Origin of the sequence: Dechloromonas sp. ZS-1, assembly GCF_039649255.1 — a bacterium.
Lineage (GTDB): Bacteria > Pseudomonadota > Gammaproteobacteria > Burkholderiales > Rhodocyclaceae > Azonexus.
The window spans coordinates 54,485-71,805 of the sequence record NZ_JBDIYD010000013.1 but is presented as its reverse complement, the minus strand read 5'-3'; the positions used below and the strand labels follow the sequence as shown (position 1 = coordinate 71,805).

The 17,321-nt window shown below is 62.2% G+C and carries 15 protein-coding genes; 4 read left to right on the top strand and 11 right to left on the bottom strand.

The window, feature by feature from the left end; genetic code table 11:
• Positions 1-3: 3 nt before the first annotated feature.
• From ureA to urtB, 6 genes are all read right to left on the bottom strand, one after another.
• A complete protein-coding gene (gene ureA / locus AACO21_RS13950; RefSeq protein ID WP_346193136.1) occupies positions 4-306 on the bottom strand; it encodes an urease subunit gamma in 303 nt (100 codons plus the stop codon).
• Positions 307-390: 84 nt separating this feature from the next.
• Positions 391-1,281, bottom strand: a complete 891-nt coding sequence (locus AACO21_RS13945; RefSeq protein ID WP_346193135.1) for an urease accessory protein UreD — start codon at positions 1,279-1,281, stop codon at positions 391-393.
• A gap of 88 nt (positions 1,282-1,369) precedes the next feature.
• Positions 1,370-2,062, bottom strand: coding sequence for an urea ABC transporter ATP-binding subunit UrtE (urtE, locus tag AACO21_RS13940; protein WP_346193134.1), 693 nt, complete (start codon positions 2,060-2,062; stop codon positions 1,370-1,372).
• Positions 2,063-2,158: 96 nt separating this feature from the next.
• Positions 2,159-2,932, bottom strand: coding sequence for an urea ABC transporter ATP-binding protein UrtD (gene urtD / locus AACO21_RS13935; protein WP_346193150.1), 774 nt, complete (start codon positions 2,930-2,932; stop codon positions 2,159-2,161).
• Between the two features lie 53 nt (positions 2,933-2,985).
• Positions 2,986-4,098, bottom strand: coding sequence for an urea ABC transporter permease subunit UrtC (gene urtC, locus AACO21_RS13930; protein WP_346193133.1), 1,113 nt, complete (start codon positions 4,096-4,098; stop codon positions 2,986-2,988).
• 13 nt (positions 4,099-4,111) lie between these two features.
• Positions 4,112-5,689, bottom strand: coding sequence for an urea ABC transporter permease subunit UrtB (gene urtB, locus AACO21_RS13925; RefSeq protein WP_346193132.1), 1,578 nt, complete (start codon positions 5,687-5,689; stop codon positions 4,112-4,114).
• Between the two features lie 304 nt (positions 5,690-5,993).
• Between urtB and AACO21_RS13920 the strand changes: the two genes are divergently transcribed.
• The 3 genes from AACO21_RS13920 to AACO21_RS13910 all read left to right on the top strand — a co-directional run bounded on the left by AACO21_RS13920 (position 5,994) and on the right by AACO21_RS13910 (position 8,981).
• Positions 5,994-6,776, top strand: coding sequence for a transporter substrate-binding domain-containing protein (locus AACO21_RS13920; protein ID WP_346193131.1), 783 nt, complete (start codon positions 5,994-5,996; stop codon positions 6,774-6,776).
• A gap of 31 nt (positions 6,777-6,807) precedes the next feature.
• Positions 6,808-8,382, top strand: a complete 1,575-nt coding sequence (locus tag AACO21_RS13915) for a CHASE domain-containing protein (protein ID WP_346193130.1) — start codon at positions 6,808-6,810, stop codon at positions 8,380-8,382.
• 110 nt (positions 8,383-8,492) lie between these two features.
• Positions 8,493-8,981 (top strand): VF530 family DNA-binding protein, encoded by a 489-nt coding sequence (locus tag AACO21_RS13910; RefSeq protein ID WP_346193129.1) that lies wholly within the window; start codon positions 8,493-8,495, stop codon positions 8,979-8,981.
• A gap of 104 nt (positions 8,982-9,085) precedes the next feature.
• Here the strand turns inward: AACO21_RS13910 and cynS are convergent, their stop codons facing one another.
• Together cynS and urtA are read right to left on the bottom strand one after the other, a co-directional pair.
• On the bottom strand, positions 9,086-9,529 hold the full coding sequence (gene cynS / locus AACO21_RS13905; RefSeq protein WP_346193128.1) for a cyanase: 444 nt from the start codon (positions 9,527-9,529) through the stop codon (positions 9,086-9,088).
• A 65-nt stretch (positions 9,530-9,594) separates the two neighbouring features.
• On the bottom strand, positions 9,595-10,857 hold the full coding sequence (urtA, locus tag AACO21_RS13900; RefSeq protein ID WP_346193127.1) for an urea ABC transporter substrate-binding protein: 1,263 nt from the start codon (positions 10,855-10,857) through the stop codon (positions 9,595-9,597).
• Between the two features lie 210 nt (positions 10,858-11,067).
• On the opposite strand from urtA, the gene AACO21_RS13895 reads away from it, so the two are divergent.
• Entirely contained in the window at positions 11,068-11,769 is a 702-nt protein-coding gene (locus AACO21_RS13895) for a 2-phosphosulfolactate phosphatase (RefSeq protein WP_346193126.1), read from the top strand.
• A gap of 45 nt (positions 11,770-11,814) precedes the next feature.
• On the opposite strand, the gene AACO21_RS13890 is transcribed toward AACO21_RS13895, so the two are convergent.
• From AACO21_RS13890 to AACO21_RS13880, 3 genes are read right to left on the bottom strand one after another with little or no spacing between them, the layout of a single operon-like run.
• Positions 11,815-12,747 (bottom strand): response regulator transcription factor, encoded by a 933-nt coding sequence (locus AACO21_RS13890; RefSeq protein WP_346193125.1) that lies wholly within the window; start codon positions 12,745-12,747, stop codon positions 11,815-11,817.
• Entirely contained in the window at positions 12,734-16,144 is a 3,411-nt protein-coding gene (locus AACO21_RS13885) for an ATP-binding protein (RefSeq protein WP_346193124.1), read from the bottom strand. Before AACO21_RS13885 ends, AACO21_RS13890 begins: the two co-directional genes overlap by 14 nt.
• Positions 16,131-17,273, bottom strand: a complete 1,143-nt coding sequence (locus AACO21_RS13880) for a GGDEF domain-containing protein (protein ID WP_346193123.1) — start codon at positions 17,271-17,273, stop codon at positions 16,131-16,133. Before AACO21_RS13880 ends, AACO21_RS13885 begins: the two co-directional genes overlap by 14 nt.
• Positions 17,274-17,321: the final 48 nt, after the last annotated feature.

The following is a 17,321-nucleotide window of genomic DNA, read 5'->3' as shown; positions in this document are numbered from 1 at the left end:
CCGTTAAACGATGGGGTTATGCACGGTGACCAGCTTGGTGCCGTCCGGGAAGGTAGCCTCGACCTGGATTTCCGGGATCAGCTCGGCGATGCCGTCCATCACGTCGGCGCGGCTCAATACCTGCGTGCCTTCGTGCATCAGGTCGGCGACGGTCTTGCCCTCGCGGGCGCCTTCCATGATGGCGCAGGTGATCAGTGCCACGGCTTCCGGGTAATTGAGTTTCAGGCCTTTGGCCATGCGCCGCTCGGCGAGCAGACCGGCGGTAAAAATGAGCAGTTTGTCTTTTTCGCGGGGCGTTAATTCCATGAGGCGGCCTCTTGGTCGTGAAAGGGGGGGATGGGCGTGCGCGTCTGGCGTTGCTGTGGGCTCGGATGGCGCATCTTCTCTGCCTCAGGTCTGCCAGATTCGGGGGATGACGGCCGGGCGGCCGAAACAGGCCGGACGCAGGATGTGCCACAAGGCGGTGAACCACAATCGGGCCGCCTCGCTGTTGTCGCCGAGGTAACGGGCCAGCAGCAAGTCGGGCAGGCAGGTGATGCCATGCAGGGCATCGTCGGCAGGCGTGATGGCACGCAAGGCGGCCAGCAGGGCAGGCGCTTCCTGCGGCAGCGTGGGAAAGCTGCAGAGCAGGGTGCCGCACACCGTATGCCCGGCCCAGCCCGCAGGGCTGCCGAGCATGCTGTCCGCCCCGGCAATGCTGCCGCGCTCAAGCCAGATCGGGCGGGCGGGGTTGCGCTGCCCGGCGTCTGCCGTCTGACGGTCGACGCGATAAAACAGGCCGATTTCGCCTCGCTCGAAGCGCTCGCCGCTGGCGGCCCGACCCAGGCACAGGATGTCCCAGGCCAGGTAACGGCTGTCTGCGGCAAGGCGAACTTGCGTCTGCATGCGCGCCTCAGCACCATCGAAGACGATGCTCTCCTGAGGTAGCCATTCCAGACTGGCGCCGGGTGCGAGGCTGAGGTCGATCTGCTGGCTCGCGGGAACGCCGCCGCTGCGATACCACTTGCCTGCACCGGGCGTGGTCAGCTGGGCATGCGCACCGCTGCCGACCTCGACCGTGATCTGCAAATGATCGCCACCGGCAATGCCCGATGGAGGATGCAGGACGATGGCCTGGCACACCGCTTCGCCTTCCGGGTAGAGCGCCTTCTGCACGCGCAAGGGCCCGCGATGGCGGTTGTGCTGCAGGACCGTGCGCGCCCCCGCGTGTGCGAAGACCAATTGCAGGTCTGCCTGCCAGTGCGGCAGGGCGGTGGCGAGGGAAGCGGGGCGCGAAGTCATGCCGGTATTCTCGGGGAAAGCCGGTGGCGGGGGAATACGCAGGAATACGCATGGCCGTGTGCCTCCCCCTGCGATTGCGACTCCGGTATCAGACGGCGAGTGCCTCCCGCACCCCATCCTGCGGCATGGTGTCGCCGCGGCCGCGCATGATGAATTCGCCGCGCTCCATGAGCAGGTACTGGTCGGCCAGGGCTTCGGCGAAGTCGTAGTACTGCTCGACAAGCAGGATGGCCATTTCGCCGCTTTGCGCCAGCATGCGGATGGCGCGTTCGATGTCCTTGATGATGGAGGGCTGGATGCCTTCGGTGGGTTCGTCGAGGATCAGCAGCTTCGGCCCCATGGCCAGGGCCCGGCCGATGGCGAGCTGCTGCTGCTGGCCGCCGGAGAGGTCGCCGCCGCGACGGTGCATCATCTGCTTCAAGACCGGGAACATCTCGAAAATCCGTTCCGGAATCCGCGTATTGCCGGGTTGGGTGGCGAGGCCCATGAGCAGGTTTTCCTCGACGGTGAGGCGCGGGAAAATCTCGCGGCCCTGAGGTACGAAGCCGATCCCGGCCTTGACGCGCTCATGCGGCGCCAGATGGGTGATGTCCTTGCCGTCGAAGGTGATGCTGCCTTCCTTCGTTTTGACGAGCCCCATCAGCGACTTGAGCAGGGTCGTCTTGCCGACGCCGTTACGGCCGAGCAGGGTGGTGACTTCGCCGGTTTTGACCTCGAAACTGAGGCCGCGCAGGATGTGGCTGCCGCCGTAGGCCTGGTGGAGGTTGTCGATCTTCAGCATGGTGTTCTGCCCTTGTTGTTCTGTCCGTGTGTATCGCGCATCGGGTTGAGTGCGTTCCTGCGGTCAACCCGGAAATTTGCCCCAAATCGGGACGCCTCAGCGCCCCAGGTAAACCTCGATCACGCGCTGGTCGTTTTGCACCGTTGCCAGATCGCCTTCGGCCAGCACCGAGCCTTCGTGCAGCACGGTGACCTTGCCGCCGAGTTTTTCGACAAAGGCCATGTCGTGTTCGACGACGACCAGCGAATGCTTGCCCGCCAGCGAGACGAAGAGTTCGGCGGTACGCATCGTCTCGTCGTCGGTCATGCCGGCGACCGGTTCGTCGAGCAGCAGCAGCTTGGGCTCCTGCATCAGCAGCATGCCGATTTCCAGCCACTGTTTCTGGCCGTGCGAGAGCAGTCCGGCGGGGCGGTCGGCCTCCTTGTCGAGACGGATCTGGCGCAGGGTGTCGGCGATCTTGTCGCGTTCGTCACCGGTCAGCCACGCCATCAGGCTTTTCCAGACGCGCTTGTCGGTCTTCATGGCCAGTTCGAGGTTCTCGAACACGCTGTGCTGCTCGAAGATGGTCGGCTTCTGGAACTTGCGGCCGATGCCGACATGGGCGATTTCCGGTTCGGTCAGGCGGGTCAGGTCGATGGTCTGGCCGAAGAAAGCCTTGCCTGCGTCGGGCCGGGTCTTGCCGGTGATGACGTCCATCATGGTCGTCTTGCCGGCGCCGTTGGGCCCGATGATGCAGCGCAGTTCTCCGGCGTCGATGGCAAGATTGAGATTGTTCAGGGCCTTGAAGCCGTCGAAGCTGACGGTGATGTCTTCGAGATAGAGCGCGATGCCGTGCGAGAGGTCGAGTTCGCCGGTGACGAGGTGGCCCATCTGGTCGGCGCTGTCGCTGCCTTCTGGACGGTCGTCGAGGGTGGTTTCGAGGATCATGCTGCGGCTCCTTCTTTTCTCATGATTTTTTTCCACAGTCCGACCAGCCCTTGCGGCAGCATCAGCGTGACGACGATGAACAGCAGGCCGAGGAAGAACAGCCAATACTCGGGAAAGCTGACGGTGAACCAGCTCTTGGCCAGATTGACGACGAAGGCGCCGATGACCGGCCCGATCAGCGTGCCGCGCCCGCCGACAGCGACCCAGATGGCGATCTCGATTGAGTTGCCGGGCGACATTTCGGAAGGGTTGATGATGCCGACCTGCGGCACATAGAGCGCCCCGGCAATGCCGCAGAGCACGGCGGAGATCGTCCAGATGGTCAGCTTGTACCAGAGCGGGTTGTAGCCGATGAACATGACGCGGGATTCGGCATCGCGGATGGCGGTCAACACCCGCCCGAACTTGGATTTAACCAGCCAGGCGGCAAAGACCAGGGCTGCCGCCAGGGTCAGGGCTGTCAGGCCAAAGAGCACGAGGCGCATCTCCGGCGTCGTGATGCCGTGGCCGAGGATGCGCTTGAAGTCGGTGAAGCCGTTGTTGCCGCCGAAACCGGTTTCGTTGCGGAAGAAGAGCAGCATCGCGGCATAGGTCAGCGCCTGGGTGATGATCGAGAAATACACGCCCTTGATGCGCGAGCGGAAGGCGAAGTAACCGAACACAAAGGCAACGGCAGCCGGCAGGGCGAGGACGAGCAGGGTAGCCCAGCCGAAGTGGTCGCTGCCGACCCAGAACCAGGGCAGCGCTTTCCAATCCAGAAATACCATGAAATCCGGCAGGTCGGCGCCGTACGAGCCGTCGCGGCCGATCTGGCGCATCAGGTACATGCCGAAGGCGTAGCCACCGAGTGCGAAGAACAGGCCGTGGCCGAGCGACAGAATGCCGCCGTAACCCCAGATCAGGTCCATGGCCACGGCCACCAGCGCGTAGCACATGATCTTGCCGACCAGCGTGATGGCATAGGTGGAGACGTGGAAGGCGCTCTCCTCGGGGACCGCAAGATGCAGTACGGGGACGGCGACGAGGGTCAGGGCGAGGAAGGCAGCGAGCGCGATCCAGGCCCGGGTGTCCAGGGCGGACAGGATGCGGAGGGTAAGCGGCTTGCGCATGGTGTCCAGTTCCTTATTCAACAAAACGGCCCTTGAGGGCAAAGATGCCCTGCGGACGCTTCTGGATGAAGACGATGATGGCGACGAGGATGCAGATCTTGGCGATGACCGCACCGGCCCAGCCTTCGAGCAGTTTCGAGAAAATGCCGAGACCGAGCGCCGCCCAGACTGCACCGGCGAGCTGGCCGACGCCGCCGACCACGACGACCATGAAGGAATCGACGATGTAGCCCTGGCCCATGTCCGGCCCGACGTTTGAAATCTGCGAGAGTGCGACGCCACCCAGCCCGGCGATGCCCGCGCCCAGCGCAAAGGCCAGGGTATCGATGCGTGCCGTATGCACGCCGACGCAGGAGGCCATCGGCCGGTTTTGCGTGACAGCGCGGACAAACATGCCCAGCCGCGTCTTGTTCATCAACACCCAGACTAGGAAGAGCACAAACAGCGCAAAGCCGATGATGATGATGCGGTTCCAGGGCAGGAGCAGGTTGGGCATCAGTTCAATGCCGCCGGACATCCAGCTCGGGTTGGCGACTTCGACGTTCTGCGCGCCGAAGAGGACGCGGGCGCTCTGAATCAGGACCAGCGAGATCCCCCAGGTGGCGAGCAGGGTTTCCAGCGTGCGGCCATAGAGCCAGCGGATGACCGTGCGTTCCATGAGCACGCCGACCAGCGCGGCGGCGAAGAACGCCACCGGAATGGCCGCCGGCAGATACCAGGCGATGGCCTCCGGGAAATACGCACGGAACAGGCTCTGCATGCCGTAGGCTGAATAGGCGCCAACCATCAGCAGTTCGCCGTGCGCCATGTTGATCACGCCCATCACGCCGTAGGTGATGGCCAGACCCAGCGCGGCCAGGAGCAGGATGGAGCCGAGCGAGAGTCCGGTGAACATGCTGGCCAGGGTTTCGCTCAGTGCCAGACGGCGTTCGATGGCTTTCACCGCTTCGATGGCGGCATAGCGGACCTTGTCGTCGGGCTCGTTCGCTTTATCGGTCAGCGGCAACAAGAGGGCCTTGATGCCGGGGCTGCCTGCATCGGCCAGCGCCTGTACTGCCGTCAGGCGGGCCGCCGGCGCCGGATCGGCCAGGTTGGCCTGGGCGTGGGCCGAGACGAGCAGGGGCTTGATCCGGGCATCGCTTTCCTGGGCCAATGCCTTGGCCAGCAGTGGAGCCATGTCCGGGCTGATTGCATTTTGCAGGGTGCGTGCGGAGGCGAGGCGTACCTCGGGGTTGGCATCCAGGAGTTTCAAGGCGGCGAGGGAGCCAGCCAATTCGCCCCGAATCCGGTTGTTGACCGTGACCGCCTCCGCATCGGCCGGAAGTTTGACCGCCTTGCCGGTGGCCGCATCCCGGGCGTGATCGCCGTCGATGATCAAGGCCTTGTCGGCAGCCAGATAGAGCTGGCCATCCGCCATGGCCCCAAGCACGCGCTCGGCCTCCGGGTCCGCCGCCTGAACAATCAGGCGGATGGCCGCGACTTTGTCAGTCGAATCCTCCGCGGCCAGTTGGCGCACCTGCGCCGGGTCGAGTGCTGCATGGGTACTCAGGCTGCCGAGGCAGAGCAGGAGTGCTGTCAGGGGTATTTTCATCAAAGATCCATCCGCAATGTGTGCAGTGCAGCAACAGCTTATGCGGGGGGCGGAGGATCAGAAATACGATGAATTGCGTAGGGGTGCGTAGATGGGAGGAGGCGGTGGTGGCGGGCTGGATTTGGCCGGAAGTGGATTGCCGATGTATCCCGACGGCAGGCCTTTGCGTGGCAGCATCACACCATAAATCGGTCACGCATTTTTTTCTCGACAGGATGAATCGGCGCGACTGAATCCCATTAACTCTGCTGGCGGAGAGTTGATATCATCTGAACAACAACTGAGGGGCCTGGGTCAATCGACAATGATCGTGCGTACATTCATACAGCTATGGATTGTGTTTGGTTTGACCAGTATGTCACTTGCTGCTGGTTTGGATTGTTCACGTCCATATACCTTGGCCCTGCACGACCATGGTCTTTTATATTCGGCAGATACCGATACCGGCATTGACAAGGATGTTGCCGATGAGTTGATTCGCCGCAGCGGATGTAAAGTCACCGTCAGCCTTATGGCTCGTGCCCGCATTTGGCAATTGATCGAGTCCGGTGCGCTGGATTTCAGCCTGTCAGGTATCGCCAATGCCGAGCGTGACAAGTTTGCTGCCTTTGCCTGGTATTTCAGCAACAAGTACTACCTGTTGGTACGCAAGGACGCAGGCGTAAGTTCCCACATAGACTTCGTACAGAGTGGAAAGCTGAAGCTGGGTGTGATTCGCAGTTTTCGTTATAGCGAATCGGCCAACCGCATGGTCGATCAAATGCACGCCGCAAATCGCATCAACCAGAGCAGTGGGCTTGCCCCCCTATACCAGGCACTGATGCTGAATCACATTCAAGGCATGATCATCGAGCCCTTTGACTATCCGACTCTCGACGAAAAGCAAATTCGAGATAGCACCACGATCATCGAATTCAATGATCCTGCCGTTCCTCATGGCCTGATCATGTCAAAAAAGGCCCTTTTGCCGGCAGAGCAAGAAAAATGGCGTGCCCTTATCAATGGAATGCATGCGGATGGCACCATGCGCCGTATTTTCGAGAAATACTTCAAACCCGATCTGGCTGCAGCCATGATGGATTTCTGAGCGTCCTTGGCGATTTCCTGATTACCTCCGTATGTTGATCAAGTCACCGCGCCTGCTTTTTCTGCCTTTGGCGGTATTGGTGGTTTGCCTGGGCCTAACGTGCTTGTCCTGGAAGCATGAGCATCAGGTCGTCGACAACGCTTTACGTGCGCAATTCGATTACGCCTTGCGTGAAATAGTAGGCCAGATCGAACAGCGAGCACTGGCCTACGAGCAAACCTTGCGCGGTCTGCAAGGCCTGTTTGCCAGCAATAGTCTGATGAACCGCCAAGCGGTACGTGATTACGTACACACGCTGCAACTCGACGCCAATTTTTCGGGCATACAGACTATTGGCGTGATCAAGAAAGTATTGCCCCATGAAATAGCCGGGCATATTGCCGAAATGCGTCGACTCGGTTTGGCGGGCTACCAGATTCATCCTGAGGGCGACCGTGATTTCTATGCGCCGGTGGTCCAGCGTGAACCTGAGTCCAGTGCTTCCCTGGCCGCGCTTGGCCTCGATACTTGGGCTGATCCGGTGCGTCGGACAGCCATGGAAAAAGCGCGCGATTCGGGGATGCCTGCGCTGACCGGAAAAGTGAAGTTGGCAGTTGATCACGGGGAGGAGGTAAAGCCCGGATTCATCATGTATTTGCCGATTTATGAACAGGGCAAGCCGCGCGACAGCCAGATTGATCGCCGCAAGCATCTGATCGGCTGGGTATATGCCGCTTTTTTTATGGGGGACTTCATGGCCAGTCTGTATGGCAGTCGGCCTGACGATCTCTTTCTGGAAATCTACGATGACGCCGATCCAGTCAAAGCGGCACTCATGTACCGCTCAAGCAGTACTGCCGACACCCCGCAAATTGCTGAAACTGCCCTGACAGCCCGCGAATACATGCTGGTCGCTGGACACACTTGGACATTGATGCTGCGCACGAAGGAGGCGTTTCTGGATCGTTTTGGACGGAATTCCGCTAGTGTCATTGCCGTGACGGGCGGTGGTATGAGTCTCCTGCTGTCACTGCTGGTCTGGGCGATGATCTCGGGGCGATCACGCGCTTTGCAACTGGCCGAGGAGATGACCGAGGAATTACGGCAGATGGCGCAGCATGATCCGCTGACTGGCTTGCCCAACCGAGCTTTGTTCAGCCACCGCGTACACCATGAGCTGGCCTTCGCTAGGCGTTATGAAGGGTATTTCGCCATGATTTTTCTCGATCTCGACAATTTCAAGCCCATCAATGACAACCATGGCCACGCCGTAGGCGATCGGGTATTGCAGGAGGTCGCACGTCGACTGAAGGAAACGGTACGCGCATCTGATACGGTCGGCCGTATCGGCGGTGATGAATTTGTGGTCCTGATCCCCGAATTAACCAAAGCAGAATTAGCCGTCGGCCTGGCCGAGAAAATTCGCCTGGCTGTGCGGCAGCCCTACCGTATTGATGGCATCGAACTTTCGCTTTCCTGCAGCCTTGGTGTTGCCGTATATCCGGAAGATGGGATGGATGAAATAAGCCTATCGAAAGCAGCGGATGAAGCGATGTATCGTGCCAAAGCCAATGGACGCGATGGCGTTCAAATAGCCAGCCGTAATGAATCAGTGACAGCGCTTTAAATTCGCATTGCGATGCAGGACAGTTTCAGTGGAGGTGGCGGCGCTGCCCGCCTGCCATCCATCGGAGTGCGCAGGTAGAATGCGGTTTTCTCCTCGTTGTCGGCGCTGCCATGAACACTGAAATTAATTACAAGAATAACCCGCTGCATGGCGTCAGCCTGAAAACACTGGTCACCGAGATCGTCAATCACTACGGTTACGAGTTGCTCTTTGCCTATCTGAACATTCAGTGTTTCAAGACCAACCCGAGCATTGATTCGAGCGTCAAATTCCTCAAGAAGACTGATTGGGCGCGGGAGAAGGTGGAGGCTTTCTACCTTTATCAGTTCAAGAGCCTGCCGCGGGCCTCGGCTGAGCAGTTCGAACTGCCGCCGCGTGACCGTATCGTGCCGCTCGACCAGCAGCCGGGGCTGCCAGCTGTTCTGAGCCTCGAAGATGCCGAGCGCCTGCGTGAAAAGCGCGCGCGCAAGGCGGCACAGCGCGATGCGGAACGTGCTGGTCGCCCGGCCTCCACTTCACGCGGTGCGCCCCGCAGTGCGCCGCGTGCCGCCGAGTCCGGCGGGGCGGCGGATGATCCCTGGGCCAAGTGGCGGAAGTAAGCGTCTGAATCGGTAGGGCGGGTCGGGCTCCCCCAAGCTCTTTCAGGCGGGTGTTGCATCCGCGCTTGTCCCTGACCTCCCCGCCGGCCTTAAGTGCATGCCCTTCAGTAGGTCTTGTAGGGCAGAAACTTGCCGCTCATGACGATCTTGACGCGGTCACCCTTTGGGTCTGCCTCGCGCGTCAGGTCCATGTTGAAGTCGATGGCGCTCATGATGCCGTCGCCGAATTCTTCATGGATCAGGGCCTTGAAGGTGCTGCCATAGACATTGACCAGTTCGTAGAAGCGGTAGATCAGCGGGTCGGTCGGTACCGAGGTTGGCAGCGACCCTTTGTAGGGCACGACTTGCAGTTGTGCGACCGCTTCTTCCGGTAGGTCGAGCGCAGCGCCCACTGCCTTGGCCTGGGCTTCGGTCAGTGTCATCTGACCGAGCAGGGCGGCAGTGCTCCATTCCTTGCTGTGGCCGACGATCTCGGCCAACTGGGCCCAGCTCAGCTGTTTTTTGACTTTCTGGATGACGATTAGGTCGGTGACTGCTTCGCGATTCATGGCGTTTCCTTTGTCTGGCGTGAAAACGGGGGCCGTGGCCCCCGTTGTGTGACTGCCGATCCGGCTTACTTGGCTTCCGGCTCGTCCTTCTTCTTGTCGTTGCCCGGGATGTACGGCGACCACGGTGCGGCCTTGACCGGACCCGAGGTCTTCCAGACCACGTTGAACTGGCCGTCGGCCTTCACTTCGCCGATGAACACCGGCTTGTGCAGGTGGTGGTTCTTTTCGTCCATCTTCACGGTGAAGCCGGACGGGGCCTTGAAGGTCTGGCCGGCCATGGCGGCGATGACCTTGTCGGTATCGGTGGACTTGGCCTTGTCGACGGCCTGGGCCCACATGTGGATACCAATGTAGGTGGCTTCCATCGGGTCGTTGGTGACCACGGTGTTGGCATTCGGCAGTTTTTTCTTCACCGCCCAGTCCTTGAACATCTTGATGAACTTGGTGTTCTCGCCGTTCTTCAGCGACTGGAAGTAGTTCCAGGCAGCCAGGTGGCCGACCAGCGGCTTGGTATCGACGCCGCGCAGTTCTTCCTCGCCGACCGAGAAGGCGACCACCGGCACATCGGTGGCCTTCAGGCCGGCATTGCCCAGCTCTTTGTAGAAGGGCACGTTGGAGTCGCCGTTGATGGTGGAGACGACGGCGGTTTTCTTGCCTTCACCGGCAAATTTCTTGATCTTGGCGATGATGGTCTGGTAGTCGCTGTGACCGAAGGGGGTGTATTCCTCCATGATGTCGGCGTCCGCTACACCCTTGGATTTCAGGAAGGCGCGCAGGATTTTGTTGGTCGTGCGCGGATAGACGTAGTCGGTGCCCAGCAGCACGAAGCGCTTGGCTTCGCCGCCATCCTTACTCATCAAGTATTCGACGGCCGGGATGGCTTGCTGGTTGGGGGCAGCGCCGGTGTAGAACACGTTTTTTTCCAGTTCTTCACCTTCGTATTGCACCGGGTAGAAGAGCAGGCCGTTCAGTTCCTTGTAAACCGGCAGTACCGACTTGCGGGAAACCGAGGTCCAGCAGCCGAAGGTCACGGCAACCTTGTCCTTGGTCAGCAGTTGGCGTGCCTTTTCAGCAAACAGCGGCCAGTTGGAGGCCGGATCGACCACCACCGGCTCCAGCTTCTTGCCCATCACGCCGCCGGCCTTGTTGATTTCCTCGATGGTCATCAGCGCGGTTTCCTTGAGCGCGGTTTCGGAGATGGCCATGGTGCCGGACAAGGAGTGCAGGATGCCGACCTTGATGGTGTCGGCGGCGTGGGCGCTCATGCCGATGGCGGAGAGCGAGGCGGCCAGGACGGTGGCCTTGATGAAGTTGCGGCGAGTGCTCATGGAAGCTCCTTGGACGTTGGGTAATCAGGTTGGGCAATCAGCTTGGGTAAGCGGTCTGCGTTTGTGCAGTGCAACGTCAGATTAAGTAGCCCCGGTGCGCGCGAAAATACGTTAGATTGCGTACAGGGTCGGCGGCCTTGTTCAAACCCCGTGCCGCCTTGTCTGGCGGGCCATTTGCCCGCTGCCTCAATTTCCAGCGACAGTGCCCGCATGAATTTTTCGCGCATTTACCTGAATCGGCTGCAGCATCTTCCGGAACATCCCGATGCGGTCGTCGTCATCGATGTCCTGCGCTCGTTCACCACGGCGGCCGTGGCCCTGGCCGGAGGCGCGGCCTGTGTGCGCCCAGTCGAGGGGGGGGCGGCGGCAATTGCCGTCGCCGAACGCCTGCCGGATGCCGTGACGGTGGGGGCCGTGGCAGGGGGGGACCCGGCACCCGGTTTTGCCTATGGCAATGCACCAGCCGAATTGCTGGGGATTGATCTGGCCGGACGCCAGGTCGTCATGAGTACGGCGGCCGGGGTACGCGGCCTGCAGCGTTTTGTGCATGCACCGGCCCTGTATGCGGCCAGCCTGGTCTGTGCGCGGGCAACTGCGGCGCTGATCCGGCAGGCAGGGGCACAGGAGGTTTGCTTCGTCATCACCGGCGAATGGGTGGATCGCGATGGCGACGAGGATGTCGCCTGCGCCGACTATATCGAGGCCTTGCTGCGAGGCAGCCAGCCCGATCCGACGGTCTACGCCCGGCGGGTGCGCGAATCCGATTTCGGTCGTCGTTTCCTGTCCGGCGAATGGCCCAACCTGCCGTTGGCCGACCTGACCCTGGCGGCCGAGGTCGACCGCTACGCCTTCGCCATGCCGGTCACGCGGGACGACGAGGGCATGCTGATCCGTCCGGTGAGGGTCACCTAGTTCGACAGCCCCGCTGCGCCATGCCGCACGGGCGCCTGCCTGTGTCTAGCCCTGCGTGCCGCGCATTTTGCCCATGGCCAGGTTGGCGGCGGCGGTGCGTGTTTCAACCCCGAGTTTCTCGAAAATGTGTTCCAGATGCTTGTTGACCGTCCGCGGGCTGCTCCCGAGGATGTCGCCGATGTCCTTGCTGGTCTTGCCCTGCACGACCCAGTACAGGACCTCGGCCTCCCGCTGGGTGAGCCGGAAGGCAGCGATCAGCGACTCGACCGCAGAGGCATCGTTTTCCTCGCGCAGGACGACCAGCCATTCATCGTCGCCCGTCTGGTCGTGGAAGGAGGCGAGCAGGCGTTTCTGCGCCTGGGCAAAGAGCAGCGGGCTGGGCGGGCGATGTTCGGCCCGGGCACGATGGGCGGCGGCAATCCAGTGCAGCAGTTCTTCCGGGGCGACGCTTTCCGGGTTGCCGAAATAGCTGTGCAGCAGGGCGCGGGCCAGTGGCGTCTGCCAGACGATCCGGCTGTCTGCCGCACGCACGGCGACGGTGGCCTGGCCGAAGGCGTCGAGGGCGGTGCGTGCCTGGCGCATCTGGCGCGCATTCATGACATGGGCGGCAATGCGCGCCAGCACTTCCGGCGGCCGGATGGGCTTGGTCACGTAATCGGCGCCGCCTGCGGCAAAGGCCGCCACAACATGCTCGGTTTCGGTCAGGCCGGTCATGAAAACGATGGGAATGTGCTGGGTGACAAAGTCGGCCTTCAGGCGGCGTGCCACCTCGAAACCGTCCATGCCTGGCATGACGGCATCGAGCAGGATGACATCGGGCAGGCTCTGGCGGGCGCGCTGCAAGGCGGCTTCGCCGTGCGTGGCGACGAGCACGGTGTGGCCTGCCTCATCGAGCGCGTCGTGCAGGAGGGCGAGATTTTCCGGGATATCGTCGACGATCAGGACAATGTCGGAGATGGTGCGATCAAGGCTGTGCATCGCGCATTTTCCTCAGGATTTCCTTCATGGCGTCAAACTGGAACTGGCGTGCCAGATCGCGCAGGACACGGACAAATTCGGCATGAACAGGCGCACTGCGCTCGATCTCGGCCAGTTTGTTCAGAATGCCGCGCAGGTAGCCGAGATTGACCAGCTCGTCGAGCGCCTGCAAGGCAGCGCTATCCGGAGCAATCATCGGTGGTGGGGCATCGTCGAGCGGCGCCGGCGGGGCACTCGGGGTAGCGGGGGCGATGACCCAGTCGAGCGCAAGGGTCGCGCCCAGCCAGATCAGCAGGTCATTGAGGTTGAACGGTTTGACGATGAAGTCTTCGGGCGCGATGCCGACATCGTTCTCAAGGTTCTTGTCGAAGGCGTTGGCCGAGAGGATGGCGATCCGGGTGTCCGGCAGGGGCATCCGGCGCAAGCGGCGAATGGTTTCCCAACCGTCGATGCCCGGTATGCCGAGATCCATGAAAATCAGGTGGGGCGCAAAGCGCGGCGCGATGGTCAGGCAGTCTTCCCCGCTGGCGGCTTGTTCGACGATGAAGCCGAGTGGGGCGAGGACGTTTTGCAGCAGGTCACGGTCGACCTTCTCGTTATCGACAATCAGGATGCGCCGGCGCGGCCCTTGATAGCCGATCGGTTCCAGGCGCGGCAGCACCCCTTCGGCGGTGGCCGCATGCACATGCGGCAGGAAGAGCCGGATGCGGAAGCGGCTACCCTGGCCCGGTTCGCTGCTCACTTGAAGCTGGCCGCCCATGAGGTCGGTGAGCATCCGGGCAATGGTCAGGCCGACCCCGCTGCCGCCAGCCTGCGCAGTGCTGCCCCGGGTAAAGGGCTCGAAAATCCGGTTGAGTTCGCTGGTGGGGATGCCGGGGCCGGTGTCCTCGATGTCGAAGATGGCCATGTCGCGGCGGTAGCTGACCTGAAAGCGCACTTCGCCCCGCGTCGTGAATTTGACGGCGTTGCCCAAGACGTTGATCAGGATCTGGCGCAGGCGGCGCTCATCGGCGCGTACCACGGCGGGCAGTTCGCCCTCTGGACGATAGCTGAACTGCAGGCCCTTGTTACGTGCCTGCAGCTCGAACATGCCGACCAGCTGTTGCAGCAGGGCCGGGAAATCCATCGCCCGGACATCGAGCGTCAGTTTGCCGCTCTCGATGCGTGCGATGTCCAGGGTGCCTTCGATGACCGACAGCAGGTGGTCGCCCGACTTGCGGATGACGCTGACGGCCTGCTTGCGCTGGGGCGGGATGTCGGGGTCGGCATCGAGGATCTGGGCGTAACCGAGAATGCTGTTGAGCGGTGTCCGCAGTTCGTGGCTGATTGCGGTGATGTAGCGGCTCTTTGCCTGATTGGCCTGCTCGGCGACACGCTTGGCGGCTTGCAGGGCGGCATCGGTACGCTGGTGGGAATCGATTTCCTGCATGAGCAGTTCAGTCTGTCGATTGGACTCTTCCTGCGCCACCCGCCGGCTTTGCTGGGTCAGCACCATCCACCACGCACCCACGCCGGTGAGCAACATGAGTGCCGCATAGGCTTTGAGAAAGCTCTCCTGCAGGGCGCGGATGAGCGCGCCATCGTTGCCCAGATGCAGCACCTCGTGCAGGTAGAGCAAGGCGAAAATCAGGGCGAGGACCGGCGCCACGGCCAGCATGAGCAGCAGATAGTGGCCAAGGCCGCTCTCCAGATAGGGATGGAGCTGGCGCGGTGTGATGCGGCGCAGGCAGGCCTGCCATTGCGCGGCGAGGTGGGCGCTTGGCTTGCACTGGTCGTGGCAGCGGGCATCGAGCGAGCAGCAGAGTGAGCAGATGGGGGCCTGATAGGCCGGGCAGTGCGTAATGTCTTCCGGCTCGTAGCTGCGCTCGCAAATGGCGCATCGCTGGGCGTTGACCGTCGGAGAGGGGGGCTGGCCGACCAGGTAATAGCGTCCGCCGGTCAACCACGCCAGGAGGGGCGAAATCAGGAAGGCGGTGAGCAGGGCGACAAAGGGTGCATAGGCCTGCAGGGCGTGGCCGAAGACACCAGCAAAGGTGGCGATGGCGAGACCGGAGGCAGCCGCCATCGCCCCCACGCCGACCGGATTGATATCGTACAGATGGCTGCGCTTGAACTCGATGCCCCGGGGGGAGAGGCCAAGCGGCTTGTTGATGACGAGATCGGCGACCACGGCGGCTATCCAGGAAATCGCGATATTCGAATATAGTCCGAGGACCTGCGAGAGGGCCTGAAAGACATTCAGCTCCATGAGCAGGAGGGCGATCAGGGTGTTGAAGACCACCCAGACCACGCGGCCGGGGTGACTGTGCGTGAGCCGGGCGAAGAAATTCGACCAGGCGAGCGAGCCGGCATAGGCGTTTGTGACGTTGATCTTGAGCTGGGAAATGATCACGAAAACCGCCGTGGCGGCCACGGCCAGCGAGGTCTGATCGAAAACATGGGAAAAGCCGACCAGATACATCTGGTTGGGGTCGACCGCCTTTTCAGCCGGAATCCCGTTACGCAGGACCAGCCAGGCGAGCAAGGCGCCGCCCAGCATTTTCAGGATGCCGGGCAGCACCCAGCCGGGGCCGCCGAGAATGACCGCGGCCCACCACTGGCGACGGCGATGGGGGCGGATTTCCGGCATGAAGCGCAGGTAGTCGACCTGCTCGGCCATCTGGGTGACCAGGGCAATCCCCACGGTCAGCGCCGCCCCGAAGAGGGCAGGGTCGAATTGCCCGGCGCCACCGCGTTCGCCGCCGTACTGCCAGAGTCCTTGCAGGGCGGCGGGGTCCTCCATGAAGACGAAGACATAGGGCAGGACGAGCAGGAATATCCACAAGGGCTGGGTCCAGGCCTGCAGACGGCTGATCGCCGTGACCCCGTGGGTAACGAGCGGGATCACGACCAGCGCACAGATCAGGTAGCCCCAGGCAGGCGGCAGACCGAAGGCCAGTTCCAGCGCATAGGCCATGATCGCTGCCTCGAGCGCGAAGAAAATGAAGGTGAAGGAGGCGTAAATCAGCGAGGTGATGGTCGAGCCGATGTAGCCGAAGCCGGCGCCGCGGGTCAGCAAGTCCATATCCAGACCATGCCGCGCCGCCGTGATGCTGATCGGCAGGCCGAGCAAAAAGATGATCAGGCCGGTCGCCAGAATGGCCCAGAAAGCGTTCAGGAAGCCGGCCTGGACCAGCATGGTGGCGCCGACGGCTTCCAGCACGAGGAAGGAGGCCGCCCCAAAGGCCGTGTTGGCAACGCGCAGTTCCGACCATTTGCGGAAGCTGCGCGGTGTGAAGCGCAGCGCATAGTCTTCCAGGGTCTCGTTGGCAACCCAGGTGTTGTAGTCGCGGCGCACCTTGATGATGCGCTGGGCAGGGGCAGGGCTGCCTGCACTCCGGGCGTCAGGTTTCGACACGGTTGCGTCCGTTCTGTTTGGCGCGATAGAGCGCAGCATCCGCTTCTGCCAGGAGCGCACTGAGATCGGTGCTCGTATTGCCCGAGGCGGCCAGGCCCAGGCTGACCGTGTAGGGCGGCAGCTTCGGGTCGCGTCGCTGCTCGATTTCACGGCGGATGCGTTCGGCGACCTTCTTGCCTTCGGCCAGCCCGGTTTCGGGCAGCAGGATGACGAATTCCTCGCCGCCAAAGCGGGCCAGGATATCCGGCAGGCGCAACTGGGCGGTGGCGCGCTGGGCGAAGTCCTTGATCACGAGGTCGCCGATGTGATGCCCATAGGTGTCATTCACCTTCTTGAAGAAATCGATGTCCGAGGTGATCACAGTCAGGGGACGATGGGTGCGGCAGGCGCGGGCCCATTCGATGTCGGCGCGGGCAAAGAAGGCACGGCGGTTGAGTGAGCCCGTCATCGGGTCGCGCGTGGCCATGAATTCGAGTTCGACACGCAGCCGCTCATTGGTGATCAGGATGAAACCGATGGCCAGCGCGATGACGCCGAGCGAGAACATGCCGAGGTAGATCTGCTGGATCAGGTTGTGGTCGAACAGATCGTCGGTTTCGCTGGCGCTGCTCGGCAAGGTACCGATGCGCCAGAGGGCGACGGCGGCGCTGACGACGAAAACCCCGGTCAGAAAGCGACTGCCGAAGCCGGCCGGTGCAGCACGCCAGGCGAGATAAGCGCCGGCCGCGCAGAAGGCGATCTGGGCAAGGGCCATCAGGAAAATCCGGCCCTGATAGTGTTGGGCGCCATAGGTCAGCCAGAGGATGAGCAGCAGCACGGCGCCGATGCCATCGAGCGCCGGCCGCCAGGCCGGGTGGCGGCCGTTGTAGCGGAGTAGGCCGAAAATGAGCAGGAGCTGGCCAAGCAACAGGCAGGCGCTGCTCAGCACGATACTGACCAGATCGGGCCACAGGCCGCGCATGGCAGCCAGGCCGGAGGCGACGCTGATCAGGGTGACGGCCCGCGCCCAGTCGCGCAGGCCATCGATGTCATCGGGAAAGCTGCGTGCCTGGACGGCAAGGACGAAGGCGAACAGGATGCCCAGCAGGTTGGCAACGAAGAGGAAGGTTTTGGGGTCGATCAGGCCCATGATTCTCGGCGGACAGGGGGGTAATTGGCATGCCGCAGCGGGGTCCCT

Coding starts and splice junctions, on each gene's coding strand:
- AACO21_RS13920 (WP_346193131.1), top strand. CDS start 5,994: ATGATCGTGCGTACATTCATACAGCTATGGATTGTGTTTGGTTTGACC.
- urtE (WP_346193134.1), bottom strand. CDS start 2,062: ATGCTGAAGATCGACAACCTCCACCAGGCCTACGGCGGCAGCCACATC.
- ureA (WP_346193136.1), bottom strand. CDS start 306: ATGGAATTAACGCCCCGCGAAAAAGACAAACTGCTCATTTTTACCGCC.
- cynS (WP_346193128.1), bottom strand. CDS start 9,529: ATGAATCGCGAAGCAGTCACCGACCTAATCGTCATCCAGAAAGTCAAA.
- AACO21_RS13895 (WP_346193126.1), top strand. CDS start 11,068: ATGAATTTTTCGCGCATTTACCTGAATCGGCTGCAGCATCTTCCGGAA.
- AACO21_RS13915 (WP_346193130.1), top strand. CDS start 6,808: ATGTTGATCAAGTCACCGCGCCTGCTTTTTCTGCCTTTGGCGGTATTG.
- urtC (WP_346193133.1), bottom strand. CDS start 4,098: ATGCGCAAGCCGCTTACCCTCCGCATCCTGTCCGCCCTGGACACCCGG.
- AACO21_RS13880 (WP_346193123.1), bottom strand. CDS start 17,273: ATGGGCCTGATCGACCCCAAAACCTTCCTCTTCGTTGCCAACCTGCTG.
- urtA (WP_346193127.1), bottom strand. CDS start 10,857: ATGAGCACTCGCCGCAACTTCATCAAGGCCACCGTCCTGGCCGCCTCG.
- urtD (WP_346193150.1), bottom strand. CDS start 2,932: ATGGGCCACCTCGTCACCGGCGAACTCGACCTCTCGCACGGCATCGCG.
- AACO21_RS13890 (WP_346193125.1), bottom strand. CDS start 12,747: ATGCACAGCCTTGATCGCACCATCTCCGACATTGTCCTGATCGTCGAC.
- AACO21_RS13945 (WP_346193135.1), bottom strand. CDS start 1,281: ATGACTTCGCGCCCCGCTTCCCTCGCCACCGCCCTGCCGCACTGGCAG.
- AACO21_RS13910 (WP_346193129.1), top strand. CDS start 8,493: ATGAACACTGAAATTAATTACAAGAATAACCCGCTGCATGGCGTCAGC.
- urtB (WP_346193132.1), bottom strand. CDS start 5,689: ATGAAAATACCCCTGACAGCACTCCTGCTCTGCCTCGGCAGCCTGAGT.